Raw genomic sequence first — 18471 nt, 5'->3', positions numbered from 1 at the left:
CTCTTTGAGGAATTCATTTCCTCAACATCAAAAAATCTGCCCAGCCAAAGTCATTTCAATATGACTCGGCTTCATCTTTTTATTTCCTTTTACAAACAGCTCATACTTCTGTTTGTGTTGTTTTAGCCAAGAAAAAGGTAAAGCCAGTCCGATCAATACTTGATTAAGCATCGATACATCTAGTTTTACGTTTTCAACTATTTAAAGCTTTAGGCGATTGCTGAGTTTGACTGATTCATTTTTTCATCCTTGAAATTAAAATCCCGATATATTTTCATGCCTCAAGTCATGATTTATCTCATGACAAATGGGTCATCAATTGGCTCATCTGAGGTACGTAACCAAACTGTTTTGGTGGTGGTGTAATCTAAAACAGCATTTGCGCCACCTTCCCGCCCATGTCCCGAAAGCCCATGTCCACCAAAAGGCGCAAGTGGAGAAACCGCGCGGTAAGTATTTAACCAAACAATTCCCGACCCAATGACTTTGGTCATACGGTGAGCACGGCTTAAATTGGTGGTAAAAACGCCTGCTGCCAGCCCGTAAGGCGTACTATTGGCTTTTTGCACAGCTTCCGCTTCATCTTTGAAACTATCTACCGATAACACCGGACCAAATAATTCCGTGGTAATGCAATCTGCTTGAGGTGCATCGGTGCAATCTAAAATGGTCGGTGGATAGTAATACCCTGCTCGCTCAATGCTTTTACCACCAGTAAGAAGTTTTGCACCTTGCTGGATTGAGCTTGCAATGACTTGCTCAATTTTTTGGCGTTGGCGTAAGGTACAAAGTGGTCCAAACTCGGTTGCCATCTCATGAGGTAAACCAATTTTTATGGTTTGTACACGCTCAACCAAACGCTGAACAAATTCATCTTTAATGCTTTCTTCAACCAGTAAACGTGAACCTGCTACACAACTCTGCCCTGTGGCCGCAAAAATAGCAGCGACCTGAGCATTTACCGCACTTTGAATATCTGCATCAGCAAATACAATAAATGGTGATTTGCCACCTAATTCGAGTGAAACTTTTGCAAGATTTTCAGCCGAGTTACGCACAATGTGCCTTGCCGTTTCTGGACCACCTGTAAACGCAACATGAGCAACGTCCGGATGACTACTCAGCACGGCGCCACATTCAGGTCCGAAACCGGTAATCACGTTGACCACTCCAGCCGGAAAACCCGCTTCATGGACTAATTTGGCAAAGGCTAACAATGGTCCAGGGCCGTCTTCAGAAGCTTTTAGCACGACCGTACAACCTGCTGCTAAAGCTGGCCCTACCTTCACTGCCGATAAAAATAACTGACTGTTCCAAGGAACAATTGCAGCAACCACACCTACTGGTTCACGAACAATCCATGCTTGCATGTCTGCCTTATCAATCGGTAGAAAACTACCCTCTAATTTGTCGGCAATACCTGCATAGTAGCGATAATATTCAGCGACATAGGCAATCTGGCTCGATGTTTCACGAATAATCTTGCCCGTATCACTGGTTTCAATTTGGGCAAGTTGCGGTGCAGCTTTTTCAATTAAATCAGCCAACTTATAGAGCAATTTACCGCGCTGGGAGGCCGTTAAACCTGCCCACTCCGGTGCTTTTAACGCCTGAGATGCCGCTTGAACTGCTCGGTTGACTTCATCGGTTCGAGCTTCCGGCATGTGTGCCCAAACTTCACCTGTTGCAGGATTAATACTTTCAAACGTCGCTGCACCAGATTCAAACTGACCATTAATATAAAGCTGAAAATCTGCTGTCATGATATTCGCCTCTATGCAAATGCCGGCATAACTTCATTGATCATACGTTCTAATGATGCTTTTTTACGCTCAAAGCTCATGCCCGTATCAATCCAGAAAGAATATTCGTTATAGCCCATTGCTTCATAAGCTTTTAAGCGGTCAATGACTTCTTGGGCTTGTCCAATCACGTTATTTTTGCGCATCGCCTCAGGTGTATAAAAAGGATGTGCAGCAATTTCTTCAGGGCTTAAAGGTGCAATTAAACCTTGTTTAATTTCACGCTCATTTTTAAACCAAGCGCCGAAGTAGTTATAGAAGGTATTGATTTCATCTGCTGCCAGTTGAGCATCTTCTTCACTATCTGCCACATAGGTATGGCGGAGCAACATAATTTCCGGACGCGGTACATCACTGAACTTTTCACAAGCTGCATTGAAATGTCCCATGAGCTTTTCAACTTCTTCGTCACCTAAATGTAACGGCGTTACCTGTATATTACAGCCATTTTGCACAGCAAATTCGTGGCTATTTGGATCACGGACAGCAACCCAAATTGGTGGATGCGGTTGTTGAAGCGGTTGAGGCGCCGAAGTCGTTTTTGGAAACTGCCAAAATTCCCCGTTATGCTCATAATCGCCTTTCCAAAGGTTTTTAATTGCGGGAATCATTTCACGTAAACGCTGACCTGCACTCCATGCATCCATGCCCGGAACCATACGTTCATATTCAAACGAATAAGCACCACGAGCAATACCAATATCTAAACGGCCATTGGTAATAATGTCGGTCATTGCAGCTTCACCTGCAAGTTTAATCGGATGCCAGAATGGCGCTACCACCGTACCTGTACCTAAACGAACATTTTTGGTTTTATTCGCTAAATCGACCAGATTTAAAAATGGGTTCGGTGCAATGGTAAAGTTCATGGCATGGTGTTCGCCTGTCCAAACCGCATGCATACCGCCACGGTCTGCAATTTGACAAAGCTCAATCATTTCATCATAAAGCTGCTTCTGGGTTTGCTGATCAGAAACACGTTCCATATGCACAAATAATGAAAAACGCATGATTAAACTTCCTCTTTAACGATTTGACGAACTGTACCTGTTGTCTGATTTCCGTAATAAACACCATAAGTTTTCAAATGGTTTTCTTTGCGATAGCGCATCAGCATACTTTCTAAAGCACTGTCTACAAACTCAAGTTTCTCAAGATCATTTAAATCGACAAACTGACCTTTAGTGGCTTGAGCTACGGGTGTGTTGCATAAAAATGAAATATATTGCTGCTGGTTTTCAACGTTTTCATATACAGAGTAAATGAAGTTGGCAGAAGCATCTGGCTGATATTGTGCAAAGATTTTCTCGAGCGCTTTATCTGCACCGTCTTTATCTACCATGACATGCGGAATAGTCCATTTATGATCGGCAGTTTCTTCAAGTAAAATGGTATTTTCATGTCCAATAATGGCACTCATCACCACTTTAGGGCCAGAGATCACCTCGGCAGAAAGTTTGGCTGGTGTGAAATATCCACCACGATAATAACCAAGACCTGCAAAACCGGTCGAAGCAAAATCTTCAACTTTACCAATTAAAATCGCATGGTCACCAGCATCGACAACTTGGTAGGTAGTACAGTCAAACCATGCACTGACATGATCGATCAGCGGGTTCTGGCAAGCGCTTTTTGACCATGAAAGATTTGCAAAACGGTCTTCGCTTGGACGAGCAAAAGTATTTGAAACATCCTTTTGCTCTTCTGCCAAAATATTGATTGCAAAATGAGTGGTATTTGCAAAGTTATGATAATTGCTTGATGTCTTGGCAATACTCACTAGAAGTAAAGCTGGGTCCAAAGACACCGAAGCAAAAGAGTTCGCTGTAAAGCCAAGTGGCGTTCCATCTTCTTTACAGGTTGTGACCACCGTAACGCCTGTCATAAATGACCCGAAAGCATCACGTAGTTCACGCATTTTATTAATCGTATCCATTTCACTCATTGTTATATTCCTTCAGCAATGTGTGGCAAATTAAACGCTGGTTTCCAACCACGCTTGCATTGCATTATTCACTTTGTCAGGTGCAGTTAAGTTCACCATGTGACGTTCATTTTCAATGACAATTGCAGTGCCATGCTTTGCCTGTTTTGCCATTTGTAATGCCATTTCCGCTGTTGAATTCGGATCATCCGTTCCGGTCAACACCAAAGCAGGACAAGTGATCTTTGACCAGTCATCTGCATAGGTTTCATCGCCTTGTGCAAACGCAGAATACGCAGTGGTATAACCAGACAAGTCGACATTTTCGAGCCAAGTTTTCACTTTGGCAGCAGCTATACGCTCGACTTCACTTTCACCAAACCAGCGTTGTAGCGGAGTTTCAACATCAATACGGCCTGTTTTTAACTCTTCAGCTCTTTGGATGACTGCATGACGTGCCTGTGGTGTCCGTTTATACACACCATTGAGTACAGCCATCCGTTTAACTAAATCAGGACGGGTAACACTGACGCCTGTAGTAATTAGCGAGCCCATTGAATGCCCTGCTAAATTTACCGGGCCTAAATTTAAGGCTGTAATAAATTCGATGGTCCATTCAACAAAATCTTGTAATTTTGCGTCTGCCGGTAATTTGGTACTTTGACCATGTCCCGGCATATCTACTGAAATCACATGATAATGTTTAGAAAAATATTCAATTTGTGGATACCATGCCGCAGCTTGCATTCCCACTCCATGGATCAGAACCAGAGGCTCTCCTTCGCCTTGCTCAAAATAGTGAGCAATACGGTTATTTGACAGCTGCAGGGTTTTTGACATCATGACCTAACTCTTCCAAATCTTTATAACGATCACCAATACGATGATGTGGTCGACCACCTGTCGCTGCACCAATCACAACAACCAGTTCGTCAGCAGCAGGTGCATCTGGAATTGCAAATTGCAATGTTAAGTAATGAGAACGGCGGCCTTCGTCATTTTTATCCATCATTGGAATTAAAATCGGTGCATTTGCTGGGCCACGGGTATTGTTAAATGCCAAATAAGACTTCGCGCCAACAGCACTACGGTAAGTATTACCAAAATGTAAGGTGTGAATTAAAGCTGATGCATGCTCAAGTTCACCATTTAAGCCCACCACTGCACTTTTACCAAAAGCTTCAACGGCTTCGCCCGAACCGACTTCATCAAGAATAAGCTTGGTTAAATGCTCGCTTAAGATCGGCGCAATGCGACGAATTTCCGGTGTTAGGTTTTCTACATAACCTTGCCCTGCCCACGGATTTTTAATTACCGCTGCGGCTGCCACCATTTTTAAAGGCTTAGCTGCTTCTTTGCCGCCATCTACATAAGTGGTTTCTACATGAAGTACAGTTTTACGTATGAGTTCCATTGCTCTTCCTTGCAAGTAAATTATCTTGTCATTCGTATTATGGTATACCATAATACATACTGAAAAAAAAGCAAGAGTTTGCTATGCTAATTTTTATTGAAATACATGTAATGAAACTCAACATGTTAAAAAACAGGAAAATTTAATTACCTATGAATCTTAAAATTGAGAACCCGCCCGTAACTTTACGAGAGCTGTGTTTAGATAAAGTGCGTAATGCCATTATTACGGGCTATTTCCCTTCAGGAAAAAGATTGGTTGAAAGAACGTTATGTGAAGAACTTGGCGTAAGCCGTTCTGTAGTTCGCGAAGTGATTCGTTATTTGGAAGCAGAAGGTTTAGTCGAGATTCTGCCAAATAAAGGCCCTATTGTTTCGCTACTTAACTGGGACATCGCTTCACAAATTTATGAAATTCGTCTTTTGTTAGAGCAAAGTGCTGTGGTTGACTGCACTAAAAATCTAGATGAAAAAACTGCTGAAAAATTAAAACTTCTATTAGAAGATCTTAAAGCTGCGTTTGCCGCCGATGACATCAATCTCATTATTGCGACCTCTACTCGGCTTTATGAAACTATTTTTACTACTGCCAATCACCATATTGCTTGGGAAGTGGTTCAACGTTTAAACGGTCGAATTAGCCGTCTTCGTGCCATGACCATGAAATCGACAAAGCGTGAAATTTCAGGTTATCAACGTATTAAAAATATGTGTGAGGCCATTTATCTTCACAAAGACCCTGAAAAGGCAAAACAAGCTGTTGCTGAACATATTGCTGAAGCTGCTGCTGTCGCAAAAAATATTTTAGATGCGTGAAATCACAAATTTTAGGAAAAGGTAAATAGACCTTTATTGAATAAGTTATAGGGAAATACGATATGTCTGCGTACTGGATTGCTCATGTCACCATTCATGATATGGAACAATATAAACAATATATGGCCACTGCTCCGCAAGCTTTTCAAAAGTACGGCGCCAAGTTTCTTGCGCGTGGCGGTGCCTCGGAAGTCTTAGAAGGACAAGAGTTTGAACGTCACGTGGTGATTGAGTTTCCAGATATGGAAACTGCACGTGAATGTTATTTTTCACCTGAATATCAGCTTGCCAAAAGTAAACGCCAAGGCTGCTGTGATGTCATGGTGAGTTTTGTTGAAGGGATCTAAATTGCTGAATTGATTTCTCAACTTGAGAAATCAATTCTATTTTAAGTTGTTATATCAGCGAGCTTATTTATATGTTTTAAATAAACCTTATAAAAACCTCACCATTAACTCATCGTTCAATCGAAAAATTTCAAGCAAACTAATCAGCTTCTTCTTTTTTAGAAGAAGGCCCCAAAGCCATACTCGAAAATACGCCATCGCGATAAATCCATGCATGTAATAATGCAGCAGATAGATGACCAATAACGACAGCAAATAATAACCAAGCCAAAATTCCGTGTAGAGTACGGAACCAAGCGTAAAGCGTAGAGTTGGTTGGTGCTATAGGTGGAAGATCCCAACCCGGAAATAAAGTGACAGGCCAATTACCTGCCGATAGCGTTGCCCATCCGAGCAATGGCAAACTAAACATCAAAATATAAAGTAGCCAATGTGATGCATGAGCAAGAAACGCTTGCCAGCGTGGTACAGACGGCGGCAAAGGTGGAATTGGATAACAGAGTCGATTTATTAATCTTATGATGACCAATAGTAAGATTGCGATTCCTAAAGGACGGTGAATATCAATTAACCACGGACGCCAAGTCATTGAGGTGGTCATTCCTACCCCAATAAATAGCATAGCCAGAATTGCTGCCGCCATAAGCCAATGCAGTATTCGCGCAGTCAAATTAAAATGACGTGGAGCATTATCGTTAGATTTATTTTGCATTGTTCATCTCTCCTATTTGCCCACGGCATCCGTTGCTTTGCCAAATCCAATTTCACGTAATCGAGCATTATAAGACTGTGAATAGATCGCCGCTCGTGCTGCGAGTACTGGGTCATCTGATAACTCAATTCCGGGTGGCACCAAAGTTGGGTCAAAGTTAATATCACGACAAGCGCCATTTACCTGATCAGTTACATTTTTGACTTCTAATGTTCCGGCTATAACTTCTTTACGGTCTTTTGGCCAAGGCTGAGATGGGTCATTCACTGGGTCTCCTGGCTCGGCAAGTTGCAATACTAAGTCCCAATAGAGCGGCCCTTCAGCCAAACGTTTTTTGATGTCTTTAAATAAGAAATCATGATCAGCTTGATCACGTTGTTCTTTCGTCAGACTAATAAATTTTGAATGAGGACGCATAGACCAACGGACTGGCTGTTCTTGTCCATTGGCTGCCCGCAATATAAAGGCATTTACGACATAAAATTCTGCACCGCTGAAACTACCAGTTAATGGCATCTTGGCCTTTTGCTCAATAGACTTACGCGCTTCGGGATATTCTTTTAAAAACGCCTCAACAAGGGCTGGATCAGGTTTCCCAGTAGACGGAACTGGTTTAAATGCTTTTTGCTGCGCCAAAAAACCTTCAGCATTTCGAGTCGGGAAATAAGGAAAGTTGTTTAATTTCATGCGCCACTGCGAATGATCGGCTGGAGAAAGTAATAAAGCCATACTCACTGTTGCGGTAGAATTATCTGCCGCATGCGGGTTACCGCTTCCAATAGAAAATCGGCCAATTGCTGGTATATCAGACTTGGCAAATACAGTGGCTTTAGAGAGTGCTGCTGCCGCACCATTACTATGGTAAGTGCCATCAAAACAAATACCTTTACCATGTGCTCGTCGATATCCGGGATCAAAGTTCTTTAATGTGTCACCCAAAAAAGTTTTGGATGTTGTTCGATGTCCAAATAGACCAGCGGTCCAAGCAAATGCCAATACTAAAGCGCCTGCGATTACAGCAATACCCACGAATCGCAGCCAGTACTTCTTTAGCGTTTTAAAATTCAAATTATTCATTCTTCATCCTGTGTAAATTATATAGCTGCATTTATAAAGAAAAGTTTTATCCTATAAAATACGCAGGACTTCTTATCCTGTCGTCCTTTTGAACCAAGAAAATAATTTACGCTTAAGCTTATTTTTTTATAGGTAGTAGTAAAACAGGGTCTTCAATATCGTAACCAGTTTCTTCTGGAACCCCCAAATATTTAACGATAACCAACCTCTTATTTTGTTTAGGCACACTATAATTTTGGGAAATTTTTATTGCTTTGCTGTAATGAACCGCAACATGGGTCTTACTTTGTAAAGACGGCGATTTTACAACATATTCTGTTTTATATTGCGTGATCTTTCCTGAAGGATCAAACCAAGACGATATCTGATTCTGATGAGTTTTTAATGTTTGAATTTTTACAGTCTTACTATTACTTACGATCAAAGGAGTTAAATTCCTTTTAATTTTATTAAGTGCCTTATTAAACGCTGTACTATCTTGATCATAATCAATCTTATGTGTTTTTGGATTGATATAGAGAGATTTAACTTCAATCAGTTTATCAGGCGATTTACTATTTAATAGATAATAATATAGTTGTGGTAGGCGTCCTCGGCCATCTTCATAATGTCTTAATACATAAAGTTTCTTCTCTTTTTGCTGATAGCCCAATACTTCAATTTTTTGTCCACCACCCACTGTCGCATAGGTATGTGCGGATAAGGTAAGAATCGTGCTAAAAGTTAAAAATTTTAGAAATTTCATTAGTTCATATCCTTGTGATCTGATAACTATATTGTATAAATACCAATCAGTTTAAAATGACACTTGAGTAAGTGTTACTTGCTGTTTTTATATTCTTTTGTACACAAGCAGCCTTTCTAAGGAGGCTTTATTTATTATTTCTCTCCCCCTTCAAAACAACTCGTCTAGCTTTTACATATAAGCCGTCATAGAAGAACAGGCTAGCACTTGCTAGCATCGACATGAGTAAACATACATGGACTAAAATTTCTAACAAAAGAGTTTAAAAAATAATCCAACATCTTTTCCCGCTCGATTGCCCCATCTGAGCTTAAAAGCTGAATGATTGTGCCCTCCACCATATATACAAATAGCTTGGCATCGGTAAAAGAAGCATCCGCGTTTAGCACTCTAAGCTGACTATAAATTTCATTTTTGAGCCATGTTCTATAGCGCATTGCAGATTGATAAGCGTTGGGATAACTATTTTTAATCTCAAAAATAGCTTTAAATAATAAGTAATACGGCCCTTCTAAATCGGTATGTAAATAATAAAGCTTCTTAAGTTTATCTATTGCGGGAGTGCTTAAGTCATACTCGACCATTGCGACCACTTGCTCTTGGAGCTTTTCTTTTTGCACCATAAGGCAGATTTCAATAAGCCTTTCTTTAGAGTGAAAGTAATTATAAAAAGTCGCTTTCGTAATTTCTGATTCTTTCACTATTCTGTCGACGCCAATAAGGTGAAATCCACGGTGATGAAACAGATCAATTGCTTTATTTACAACATATAAGGTACGTGTTGGGAGAGCTAAATTTGGCATAGTTTTACCGTTATAAAAATTTTTGTTGTATGTAGAGATAAAAAAGCCTGTGCCCTTTTTGGGAGAAAAAAAGGCACAGCAAAGCCGTAAAGACTGTGCTTGGCACATCTCAAGTTTTGTTGTTGCTGAGTTTTAAGTAAAAATGACTTTAAGCCTGAAAACCTTAAGGCGTTCAAGCTGTTTTATTTTTTAAGTTGTGTCGTTATAGCTTTTGGCATTGAGAGCCAAGAAATAATGGATGTGCAAAGCCAACTCCTTTTTATTGGGAGTTCTGCCGACATGAATAGAAATTATGGTGGCAGAACGAGAAAGGGTTCGCGGACTGGTTTCGACTCCAGCACACCCGAAGGTGTCCCTCTCCCGTCCTACCGCTACGGGAGGAGACTGGGAGTTTACACATAAGACTATTCCTCAGAAGAAATAATCCTGATGTGGTCGAAAAAATCGGTCCGCGACGACCGGCTGGCAATGTGGCCAGCAGGCAAAGAATAGTGCCCAACCCTTTTACAGTCAAGCACGTAAAATGCCATTTGTTTTAAATTAAATCATTAGAAAAGTAAGGCTAAATAATGGGTGGGTTATTGTTAAGTGGGGGTTGTAAACTAGAAATAGGATCACCAATAAATATTGATGGGAAGTCATGCCTAAATAAAATACAGCAATATTTAGCTACCCCCCTCTTTCAAATGATCAGCATTATATCTCTCAAATTAAATAGATATTTAAATTAATTCTTAATATCATTTAGAAGTTATCGGAATACTTTAACTGCTTTATCGAAGCATAAAAATATAAATTTTTAAATATGACTAATTAGAAAAAGCTCTATATTGATACAACAATAAAAATGTTATATTGTCAGGCAACCAAACGGTCAGCACTAACTCATTAATGCTCTCACTGTTGTAAACATTTGGTTCGGGCGAAAACACAGCAATGTGCTTGTCAACTGAACCATGACGAGGGTCTGGCTAGTCTTATCACCGATGAGATGAGCTATGTCCATGTTGATAACAGTCCTTTTGCTATCTTTACTTGGAAGGTACTTGGTATTTTCAAGATGGAGGGCGTGATGGCGCAGGCGGTTTGGCGATATAATATCTATCGAAAAATTCAATGGCTAATTCAGTTTGCCGTGATAATTACACCAGTAATTATTCATACAAATCAATTAGTTATGTGTGTTTTCTTGGAGATTATTGTATTGTTGTTTGATATATTATTATGGTATAATGGAAGTAGTATGTCGCAAGAAAAGATGGCAATAAATTGCTCTCACTGTTGTAAACATTTGGTTCGGGCGAAAACACAGCAATGTGCTTGTCAACTGAACCATGACGAGGGTCTGGCTAGTCTTATCACCGATGAGATGAGCTATGTCCATGTTGATAACTGTGCCCCTTTTTAACCATTATGAGATAGCTTCACAAGTACGTAATGGAACAGAAGGTTTTTATTAAAAATGTTATTTTATGATTTTTTAAAAGAAGGTTTTGATTTTTACTTCCAAGAGTTTAAAAAGAAAAATATAAATAATTACGATAAAAAATATCATACCAATTATATTTCAATTAAAGAGTTTGAAAAAGATATTAAAGTTAATTCAGAAAATATTTTCAATTCTATAAAAAATAACAATTATAAATTTCAATCTCTATACCCTATAGTTATTGAAAATAAAAAGGAATTAAACAAAAAGCCACGTTTAATTTGCATACCGACAGTTAGAGATCGCCTAATACAGATGATCTTAATTTATTATATTTCAATACATTTAAAAAATGAATTAGCTGTTCTTAAATCCCAAGATTTTTCTGTTTCTGGTGTAGGAATTTTAAAAGCTCGTCAAAAAGCAAAGGATTTGAGAAATACTAAACCCTATGTATTAAAGACAGATATATCTTCTTTTTTTGACAATATTGATCGAGCAAAATTATTAAATGAGATAAAGGATGTAATGCCACCAGATATACTTTATTTATTCCAGTCAATTATTTATTGTGATCCAAGCATTCCTTATGAATATAATAAAGATTATAAAAAACTAATTTACTCTAAATTAAGGAAAGGCGTAAGGCAAGGTATGCCTATTTCTCCACTCCTTGCTTCTTTCTATTTAAATGATTTTGATGAATGGTTAATTAAGAAGAAATACAAGCATGTACGTTATGCTGATGACCTAATTTTTTTTCTTGACTCAGAAAAGCAATGTAAAGAAGTCTATAGAGAAGTTTCTCAAGAGTTACTTAAATTAAATTTAACTTTACCCACACTTGAAGAAAATACAAAGACTCAAATTATTTCTCCTAAAGAAACAGTCAATTTTTTAGGTTTAGATCTGCGTTATGAAAATGAAAAATATAATTGGTATATTCCACCCCATGTAATTGAAAATGTAAAATATAATTTATTACATCTAACTAATATTCAAAATAATCTCAAAATGAAATTAAATTTCTCCAAAACTATAAGTCGTATGGAACAAATTATTTCTGGTTATCAACATTGTTATAGTGATGCCGATTCTTTAAACTTAAAAGATTTCAATAAAATACTAATTTTAGAAAAGCAAAAAGCTATTAATTTACTTTTTAAAAATTTAGGAATTGATATTAGCACAGTACATTCACAATATTTAAAATATTTATTAGACAATTAAATATTTAATTGTCTAATATTTTTAAATACCTTATATTTAATTTATATACACACATTACAATTTCCTACCTATTTTAATTAAGCTTGTAGCCAAATTAGAAGGGGGTGATTTACTAAAATGTATATGAATATGTGGAAATTCAATTTTTTCTTTATTAAAACAGCATTCTTTGAATATTTTTTTAGATTCTTTACATGGACACATATCATTTTCGTCAACAGTATTAAATTCAGAACGATCAATTAATTTTTTGGTTTTAAATGGCTTCCAATAATCAAAAGGAGATTGTAATCTTTCTGATATAAAATCAACTGCGCTATAATCATAATCTAGCATTGGTATACATGATTTTTGGACAGGATTTTTTACCATAGAAATTTCTTTCAGCTCACAGCCCCCATCTGCTACATGCACACACAATTTACCATTATATAATTTACCTTTTTTATGAATACATTTATTCCTTGGCCGAATAACATGCCCACATATTGAACATGTATACTGCTTTATTGTTGCACCAATACTAAAGAAAATTTTGTAAGGAAATAACGATTGCCAACTCTCAACAATCTCTTTGTAGAAATCCAACTTATATTTTTTTATAAAATCTTCGTCTACATTTTTCTCTAGGAAAGAAATGTCTATTTCTATCCTTTCTAATAGAACCCAAGCTTCATAATGCTTCTTATCTTTCAATAAAAAGAAAGTTTTAATATATCTATCTTTAATTATAAGTATAGTTTTCAACTTCCACAAAAAGTTAGATAAATCTTCATCTCCTTGTTCCTGAATATTTTCTAACAGTTTACTAACTTCTTCTAAAGCAACTTTATAGTGACTTTCATTAGTAGAATTGCTTAGTAATAAAGTATCTATATTATTTAGCATGTCTATTAACTTCATTGTCTCTACTCAACTCATTAACTTTATCTAGAACACTATTAATATGCTCAGCTTTACCACGATAGGCTACCTTGATATTCTTATCGTTGTTCTTTTCAATTATAATATTAACCTCTATTTCATCATCACTTTTAGCCTGCAATTCATTTGAAATATAATCACTCATAACATTTGTGAATATTGGTACAGCTACTTGAGCTACTAAAAAAACACCTAACCAATGTGCTTTTGAATGTAATGCTAACTCTTGATACTCCTCATCAAAAGCAAAAAGTTCAACTTCATTTTCACCTAATTCTTCTTGTAAATAAGAAAAAATATCAATTGTACCAGTATGAAATGCATCATTCTGTCTAACACTAGGAAGAATTAATACACTAACATCCCTATTTAAAATTAAAGGTTTTTCATTTTTCAAAGTTGAAAAGTTTAAATCTGTTTCTTCCACCTTAAGCAATTGATCTGAAATCATTTATTCCCACCTAAAAATTTAAATTTTATCTGAAACTTTCTTTCAATTATTTCTATTTAATATAAACCAAAGCTAAGTAAGATAACCATACTTAGCTTTGGAAAATAACCAGCTTATTCAACTTTATTATTATCTTAATGTATTTTTGCTCTGGATCTAACAATCAAATAACTTTATATCACGGCGCAAGCCTGTAACACGTAGATGTAAACAAAGCGACTCTATTATTCAAACCGTCTGTTATCAACACTTCATAATGCGCAAATTTTTTACTACTTCCGACCTTGGTTGCCGTTGCAAATAACACCCTATCTTTCGCACCGCTCATATAGCGAATATCAGCTTGTAGGCCAGTATATGGCGCATCCCCTGCATTACACGCCATCGCAAAAGCGATATCGGCTAAAGAAAATATGACTCCACCATGTACACCGCCCAAGGCATTCATGTGTTCGTCTTTTACATTAAGCTTGCAACGCGCTTCATCAAAACTGCGATGCAGTACTTCTACACCCAATAGCTCTGCGAATTGATCAACCGCTGTGGTTTCATTTTTTTGCACAAACGTCTCCCTACTCGTGCGAGTATTCCTTAAGTGTTATAAACCTATGTGTATTGAAATCGACTTGTTAAGAGCCGTTAAACGCTATCTTGTTTAATCTGATAGTTTGAAGAACTAAAGTCCTTATAGGTCAGGCGGTCATCCAACTCTGAAGTTAGAGGCTGAACTTCTTGCATTGAGTTTAAGCAGCGCTGTGCAAGTTCAATGTATTCTTGCGTGCCTCTGGTTTTCCACTTTTTTTCTTGTTCTGATAAATCACGTGCAACCTTGGCAGGGCTACCCATTGCCAGTACATTTGCCGGAATTATATCTTTGGTTTTGACCAAGCTATTTGCACCAATAATAGTGTTTTCACCAATTTCGGCATAGTCCAAAATTACGCTGTTCATGCCAACCAAAACATTTTTACCAATGCGGCAGCCATGCAAAGTTGTGCCATGCCCAATGTGCCCCATTTCCTCAACTAAAGTTACGCTTTGCGGAAAACCATGTACGGTGCAGCTATCTTGTATATTGGCATTTTGCTTAATATGAATACGACCAAAATCGGCACGCAATGAAGCAAATGGTCCTACATATACGCCCGCTTCAATAATCACATCACCAATTAAAACAGCGGTTGGGTGTACAAAAGCGTCTGGGCTAACGACTGGAATAACACCGTCAATACTATAACAAGGCATGATTTAACCTCTCATTTGTCGCCACCAAACCTCCGAAACGGCGCCAATAATGTGCTGTGGCATTTGGCATTGGTCCTTCTGCTGTTGCGGCAACAGACAAGAAGTATTCATCCGCAGGTTCAAATACTTTTTTATAAATATTCATTGATAACGTTCGCGCACTAATCGCAGGCCAGTCAGTTGGCAACAACTCAAGCGGTAATGCAGGGTCTTTCAATAAAATCCGTCGATAATAATGAATCAGCAAAGTTCGAATTTGAAAGGCCTGAACAGGTTCGAGTTGTTCGTTTTCCTGCATCAGCAACACGCCAATTTCTCTAAAAATATCGAGAAACTGTAGATATCTTTGGCGTAATTCATCGATGGGCCAGTTGGTTCTGAGCATACGTCCAATGGTATCGACCGAGTTATTAAAGAGCTGCAACGTTTCGGCTTTAAACACCACCACTTGCTCACTCATATTTAAGTCAACCAACAAGCGTTGCAGCTCAATACGGTTACAACCCGGATACGCCATTAGGTTTGTAGAAATATTGGCAAATCCTAACCATTCGAGTTCTTTCTTTAACAACGCTTTATTTTCAGTATCGAGGCTAGACATCAGAATAAGATCCCAATAATGGTCCCACTCTTTCATCTGGTCGTTATAAATGCGTTGCTCGGCCTGCAAATAAGTCGAACGGCTCGAATCGGTAATTCGATAAAAACTGGTTCTGCCGATTTTATCTGAACATAACCAATCATTTTTAACTAAACGAAAAACAGAGGTTCTTACAGCACGGTCATTAAAACCAAACAGCTCTAATAACTGAATCAGGCTTGCAAGACTGATATTTCCACCCCGATGAAGTACTGAATCTCCAAAAATTGTCGAAATAAGCGAAGTTCCACTTAAGGTTTCATTCTTTACAACAGAATCAATTATTTGCTGTATTTTTGCACTCATACTCATGTCTTGGCGTTTAGTTTCAGGGTATAGATTCTATACCCTGAATGATCTTGATGTTAAGCAATCTGACGCATATCGATTACCCGCTTTGCCTTACCTTCCGAACGAGGTAAGGTCGCTTCTGTCACAACTTCTACAGTAACGCTAATCCCAATCATGGTTTTAATGCGTTTCATCAACTCCTGAGCAAGTTGATTGGCCTGTATAGTACAGTTATGACACATCTCTGTACGAATATGCAAAGTATCCATATGGCCTTTTTTAGTCACCAAAATTTCATAATTTGGAACTAAATGTGGAACTTGCAAAATTTGCTCTTCAATTTGGGTCGGGAAAACGTTCACACCGCGAATAATCAGCATGTCGTCGCTACGGCCCACAATTTTATCCATCTTACGCATTGCCAGATTTTCACCCGGTAGTAAGCGGGTCAAATCACGAGTACGGTAACGAATAATCGGCAAGCCTTCTTTGGTAATGGTGGTAAAGACTAGCTCGCCAAGTTCACCATCTTTACAAACTTCACCTGTTTCAGGGTTAATAATTTCTGGGTAGAAATGATCTTCCCAAATGGTTAGCCCTTCGCCTTCACCTAAGCACTGCATCGCAACACCCGGACCCATCACCTCAGACAAACCATAAATATCGAGTGCTTTAATATTGAGACGTTCTTCAATTTCACGGCGCAGTTCGTTGGTCCACGGCTCGGCACCAAAAATACCGACTTTTAAAGACGTATTACGTGCAGTACCAAATTGTTGTTCGAGTTTTTCAATAATACTCACGCAATATGATGGCGTAACCATAATTGCAGTCGGTTTAAAGTCTTGAATAAGCTGAACTTGCTTTTCAGTTTGTCCGCCAGACATTGGAATAACCGTTGCACCTAAGCGCTCGGCACCATAATGTGCACCTAGACCACCTGTAAATAGTCCATAGCCATAAGCCACCTGAACCATATCTTTCGCGGTTAAACCCGCCATGCGTAAGCAACGCGCAACAATGTCCGACCAAGTATTAATATCTTTTTGGGTATAACCCACCACAGTCGGTTTACCCGTTGTACCAGATGATGCATGTAAACGCACAATTTGCTCTTGCGGTACGGCAAACATACCAAACGGATAGTTGTCTCTTAAATCCTGTTTGGTGGTAAATGGAAACTTCGCCAGATCGTCTAAAGTTACGAAGTCGTCAGGATGCACACCCGCTTCATCGAACTTTTTCTTATAGACCGGACTATTTTCATATACAAAAGTCAGGGTTTGTTTTAACCGTTTAGTTTGCAGCTCTCGAAGCTCTGCAAGTGTTAATTGCTCAACATTATCCATTGTAAGGCTGTCCATCGCCTCTCTCCTCATTATGTAATTTTAAAAACCGTCTAAGTTAATTTAAGTTTTCCAAAATCAGTGCGACACCTTGTCCAACACCTACACACATCGTGCAAAGTGCATAGCGTCCACCTCGTTTTTTTAGCTCACGTGTTGCGGTAATCACTAAACGTGTACCACTCATACCGAGCGGATGTCCGAGTGCAATCGCACCGCCATTTGGGTTAACGCGTTCATCGTCATCTTTTAGACCAAGTTCACGCATACAAGCCAAAGATTGGGCTGCGAATGCTTCATTCAGCTCAATCACATCCATCTGATCTAGCGTTAAACCTGTTTGCTTTAAAATTTTCTGCACAGCCGGAACAGGACCTATACCCATATATTTGGGTTCAACCCCTGCACTTGCAATGCCAATTACACGTGCTAATGGTTTTAAACCATGTGTATCTGCAAATTCACGGTTGGTAATTAACACACATGCAGCGCCGTCATTTACACCAGAGGCATTTCCGGCAGTCACCGAACCACCTTCTTTTTTAAACGGCGCTTTTAGTTTAGCGAGTGCTTCAAGTGTCGTTTCACGCGGATGTTCGTCTCGATTAACAACGTTCACGTTTTTCTTACGGTCTGTAATCTCGACAGGCAAAATCTCATCGTTAAAGAAACCGTTTTGTTGTGCCGCAGCGGTTTTTTGTTGGCTACGCAATGCAAACGCATCTTGGTCTTCACGACTAATCTGATATTTTTCAGCTACATTTTCGGCTGTTTCGGGCATGCTGTCGGTGCCGTATTGCGCTTTAAGTTGCTTATTTACAAAGCGCCAGCCAATGGTGGTGTCATAAATTTCAGGTGTACGGCTAAACGCTTCGGTCGGTTTAGCTTGTACAAATGGCGCACGGCTCATCGACTCAACACCACCTGCCAACACAAATTGTGCTTCACCAGCTTTAATTGAGCGTGCTGCAAGGCCTACTGCATCTAAACCCGAAGCGCATAAGCGATTGACGGTCATGGCTGGCACTGTATCAGGTAAGCCTGCTAACAGTGTTGCCATACGTGCAACGTTACGGTTGTCTTCACCTGCTTGGTTAGCACATCCCAAAAATACTTCGTCTACCGTATTCCACGGTAGGTTCGGGTGTTTATCTTTTAAATATTTGATGGGTAATGCAGCTAAATCATCTGCACGTACAGCACTTAGGGCACCTGCATATCGTCCAATTGGGGTACGAATAAAATCGCAAATTAAAACGTCTTCCATGTTGACTCC

20 protein-coding genes are annotated in these 18471 nt (G+C 38.9%); 3 read left to right on the top strand and 17 right to left on the bottom strand.

Annotation, left to right across the window (positions count from 1 at the left end; translation table 11 throughout):
- Positions 1–27 precede the first annotated feature (27 nt).
- The 6 genes from EG365_RS15495 to EG365_RS15470 form a co-directional block, all read right to left on the bottom strand.
- Positions 28–171: a hypothetical protein gene (locus tag EG365_RS15495; RefSeq protein ID WP_000934369.1), complete on the bottom strand. Its 144-nt coding sequence runs from the start codon at positions 169–171 to the stop codon at positions 28–30.
- A gap of 122 nt (positions 172–293) precedes the next feature.
- Complete coding sequence (tgnC, locus tag EG365_RS15490) at positions 294–1763, bottom strand: (Z)-2-((N-methylformamido)methylene)-5-hydroxybutyrolactone dehydrogenase (RefSeq protein WP_000123058.1); 1470 nt, start codon at positions 1761–1763, stop codon at positions 294–296.
- An 11-nt stretch (positions 1764–1774) separates the two neighbouring features.
- Positions 1775–2812, bottom strand: coding sequence for a flavin-dependent trigonelline monooxygenase oxygenase component (tgnB, locus tag EG365_RS15485; protein WP_001212567.1), 1038 nt, complete (start codon positions 2810–2812; stop codon positions 1775–1777).
- Between the two features lie 2 nt (positions 2813–2814).
- Positions 2815–3747, bottom strand: coding sequence for a flavin-dependent trigonelline monooxygenase reductase component (gene tgnA / locus EG365_RS15480; protein ID WP_001293253.1), 933 nt, complete (start codon positions 3745–3747; stop codon positions 2815–2817).
- Between the two features lie 30 nt (positions 3748–3777).
- On the bottom strand, positions 3778–4569 hold the full coding sequence (locus tag EG365_RS15475; protein WP_000987214.1) for an alpha/beta fold hydrolase: 792 nt from the start codon (positions 4567–4569) through the stop codon (positions 3778–3780).
- On the bottom strand, positions 4538–5140 hold the full coding sequence (locus EG365_RS15470) for an amino acid synthesis family protein (RefSeq protein ID WP_000420415.1): 603 nt from the start codon (positions 5138–5140) through the stop codon (positions 4538–4540). The genes EG365_RS15475 and EG365_RS15470 overlap by 32 nt, the downstream gene beginning before the upstream one ends.
- Positions 5141–5292: 152 nt before the next feature.
- Here EG365_RS15470 and EG365_RS15465 point away from each other — a divergent pair, with 152 nt between their 5' ends.
- Positions 5293–5955, top strand: a complete 663-nt coding sequence (locus tag EG365_RS15465) for a GntR family transcriptional regulator (RefSeq protein WP_001049495.1) — start codon at positions 5293–5295, stop codon at positions 5953–5955.
- Positions 5956–6017: 62 nt separating this feature from the next.
- Positions 6018–6302 carry a DUF1330 domain-containing protein gene (locus EG365_RS15460; protein WP_001277471.1) on the top strand — a complete coding sequence of 95 codons (285 nt, stop codon included), beginning with the start codon at positions 6018–6020 and terminating at the stop codon, positions 6300–6302.
- 139 nt (positions 6303–6441) lie between these two features.
- Here the strand turns inward: EG365_RS15460 and EG365_RS15455 are convergent, their stop codons facing one another.
- The 4 genes from EG365_RS15455 to EG365_RS15440 all read right to left on the bottom strand — a co-directional run bounded on the left by EG365_RS15455 (position 6442) and on the right by EG365_RS15440 (position 9639).
- A complete protein-coding gene (locus tag EG365_RS15455) occupies positions 6442–7014 on the bottom strand; it encodes a cytochrome b (protein ID WP_001180285.1) in 573 nt (190 codons plus the stop codon).
- A gap of 12 nt (positions 7015–7026) precedes the next feature.
- Positions 7027–8091: a catalase family peroxidase gene (locus EG365_RS15450; protein WP_001061479.1), complete on the bottom strand. Its 1065-nt coding sequence runs from the start codon at positions 8089–8091 to the stop codon at positions 7027–7029.
- A 118-nt stretch (positions 8092–8209) separates the two neighbouring features.
- Positions 8210–8836 (bottom strand): hypothetical protein, encoded by a 627-nt coding sequence (locus EG365_RS15445; RefSeq protein ID WP_000670341.1) that lies wholly within the window; start codon positions 8834–8836, stop codon positions 8210–8212.
- A 200-nt stretch (positions 8837–9036) separates the two neighbouring features.
- A complete protein-coding gene (locus EG365_RS15440; protein ID WP_001133075.1) occupies positions 9037–9639 on the bottom strand; it encodes a TetR/AcrR family transcriptional regulator in 603 nt (200 codons plus the stop codon).
- 1462 nt (positions 9640–11101) lie between these two features.
- Between EG365_RS15440 and EG365_RS15425 the strand changes: the two genes are divergently transcribed.
- Positions 11102–12298, top strand: coding sequence for a reverse transcriptase domain-containing protein (locus EG365_RS15425; RefSeq protein WP_000899794.1), 1197 nt, complete (start codon positions 11102–11104; stop codon positions 12296–12298).
- Between the two features lie 54 nt (positions 12299–12352).
- Here the strand turns inward: EG365_RS15425 and EG365_RS15420 are convergent, their stop codons facing one another.
- From EG365_RS15420 to pcaF, 7 genes are all read right to left on the bottom strand, one after another.
- The gene (locus tag EG365_RS15420; protein WP_000766519.1) at positions 12353–13201 is read right to left on the bottom strand and encodes a hypothetical protein; all 849 of its coding nucleotides are present in this window, start codon (positions 13199–13201) and stop codon (positions 12353–12355) included.
- On the bottom strand, positions 13176–13673 hold the full coding sequence (locus EG365_RS15415; RefSeq protein ID WP_000622491.1) for a hypothetical protein: 498 nt from the start codon (positions 13671–13673) through the stop codon (positions 13176–13178). The genes EG365_RS15420 and EG365_RS15415 overlap by 26 nt, the downstream gene beginning before the upstream one ends.
- A 178-nt stretch (positions 13674–13851) precedes the next feature.
- On the bottom strand, positions 13852–14235 hold the full coding sequence (locus EG365_RS15410; RefSeq protein WP_001171246.1) for a PaaI family thioesterase: 384 nt from the start codon (positions 14233–14235) through the stop codon (positions 13852–13854).
- A gap of 77 nt (positions 14236–14312) precedes the next feature.
- Positions 14313–14918: a DapH/DapD/GlmU-related protein gene (locus EG365_RS15405; protein WP_001112257.1), complete on the bottom strand. Its 606-nt coding sequence runs from the start codon at positions 14916–14918 to the stop codon at positions 14313–14315.
- Positions 14905–15870 carry a phenylacetic acid degradation operon negative regulatory protein PaaX gene (gene paaX / locus EG365_RS15400; RefSeq protein WP_000062822.1) on the bottom strand — a complete coding sequence of 322 codons (966 nt, stop codon included), beginning with the start codon at positions 15868–15870 and terminating at the stop codon, positions 14905–14907. The genes EG365_RS15405 and paaX overlap by 14 nt, the downstream gene beginning before the upstream one ends.
- Positions 15871–15923: 53 nt before the next feature.
- Complete coding sequence (paaK, locus tag EG365_RS15395) at positions 15924–17213, bottom strand: phenylacetate--CoA ligase PaaK (RefSeq protein WP_000377856.1); 1290 nt, start codon at positions 17211–17213, stop codon at positions 15924–15926.
- Between the two features lie 40 nt (positions 17214–17253).
- Entirely contained in the window at positions 17254–18462 is a 1209-nt protein-coding gene (gene pcaF / locus EG365_RS15390) for a 3-oxoadipyl-CoA thiolase (protein WP_000390391.1), read from the bottom strand.
- Positions 18463–18471: the final 9 nt, after the last annotated feature.

Source organism: Acinetobacter sp. FDAARGOS_494, assembly GCF_003812225.1.
GTDB lineage: Bacteria > Pseudomonadota > Gammaproteobacteria > Pseudomonadales > Moraxellaceae > Acinetobacter > Acinetobacter baumannii.
The sequence above is the reverse complement of the archived record's forward strand: the minus strand, read 5'-3'. Positions and strand labels throughout refer to the sequence as shown.

What these genes read in the sequence shown, in the direction of transcription:
- EG365_RS15495 (WP_000934369.1), bottom strand. Translation starts at nt 171, where the DNA reads ATGCTTAATCAAGTATTGATCGGACTGGCTTTACCTTTTTCTTGGCTA.
- tgnC (WP_000123058.1), bottom strand. Translation starts at nt 1,763, where the DNA reads ATGACAGCAGATTTTCAGCTTTATATTAATGGTCAGTTTGAATCTGGT.
- tgnB (WP_001212567.1), bottom strand. Translation starts at nt 2,812, where the DNA reads ATGCGTTTTTCATTATTTGTGCATATGGAACGTGTTTCTGATCAGCAA.
- tgnA (WP_001293253.1), bottom strand. Translation starts at nt 3,747, where the DNA reads ATGAGTGAAATGGATACGATTAATAAAATGCGTGAACTACGTGATGCT.
- EG365_RS15475 (WP_000987214.1), bottom strand. Translation starts at nt 4,569, where the DNA reads ATGATGTCAAAAACCCTGCAGCTGTCAAATAACCGTATTGCTCACTAT.
- EG365_RS15470 (WP_000420415.1), bottom strand. Translation starts at nt 5,140, where the DNA reads ATGGAACTCATACGTAAAACTGTACTTCATGTAGAAACCACTTATGTA.
- EG365_RS15465 (WP_001049495.1), top strand. Translation starts at nt 5,293, where the DNA reads ATGAATCTTAAAATTGAGAACCCGCCCGTAACTTTACGAGAGCTGTGT.
- EG365_RS15460 (WP_001277471.1), top strand. Translation starts at nt 6,018, where the DNA reads ATGTCTGCGTACTGGATTGCTCATGTCACCATTCATGATATGGAACAA.
- EG365_RS15455 (WP_001180285.1), bottom strand. Translation starts at nt 7,014, where the DNA reads ATGCAAAATAAATCTAACGATAATGCTCCACGTCATTTTAATTTGACT.
- EG365_RS15450 (WP_001061479.1), bottom strand. Translation starts at nt 8,091, where the DNA reads ATGAATAATTTGAATTTTAAAACGCTAAAGAAGTACTGGCTGCGATTC.
- EG365_RS15445 (WP_000670341.1), bottom strand. Translation starts at nt 8,836, where the DNA reads ATGAAATTTCTAAAATTTTTAACTTTTAGCACGATTCTTACCTTATCC.
- EG365_RS15440 (WP_001133075.1), bottom strand. Translation starts at nt 9,639, where the DNA reads ATGCCAAATTTAGCTCTCCCAACACGTACCTTATATGTTGTAAATAAA.
- EG365_RS15425 (WP_000899794.1), top strand. Translation starts at nt 11,102, where the DNA reads ATGTTATTTTATGATTTTTTAAAAGAAGGTTTTGATTTTTACTTCCAA.
- EG365_RS15420 (WP_000766519.1), bottom strand. Translation starts at nt 13,201, where the DNA reads ATGAAGTTAATAGACATGCTAAATAATATAGATACTTTATTACTAAGC.
- EG365_RS15415 (WP_000622491.1), bottom strand. Translation starts at nt 13,673, where the DNA reads ATGATTTCAGATCAATTGCTTAAGGTGGAAGAAACAGATTTAAACTTT.
- EG365_RS15405 (WP_001112257.1), bottom strand. Translation starts at nt 14,918, where the DNA reads ATGCCTTGTTATAGTATTGACGGTGTTATTCCAGTCGTTAGCCCAGAC.
- paaX (WP_000062822.1), bottom strand. Translation starts at nt 15,870, where the DNA reads ATGAGTATGAGTGCAAAAATACAGCAAATAATTGATTCTGTTGTAAAG.
- paaK (WP_000377856.1), bottom strand. Translation starts at nt 17,213, where the DNA reads ATGGACAGCCTTACAATGGATAATGTTGAGCAATTAACACTTGCAGAG.
- pcaF (WP_000390391.1), bottom strand. Translation starts at nt 18,462, where the DNA reads ATGGAAGACGTTTTAATTTGCGATTTTATTCGTACCCCAATTGGACGA.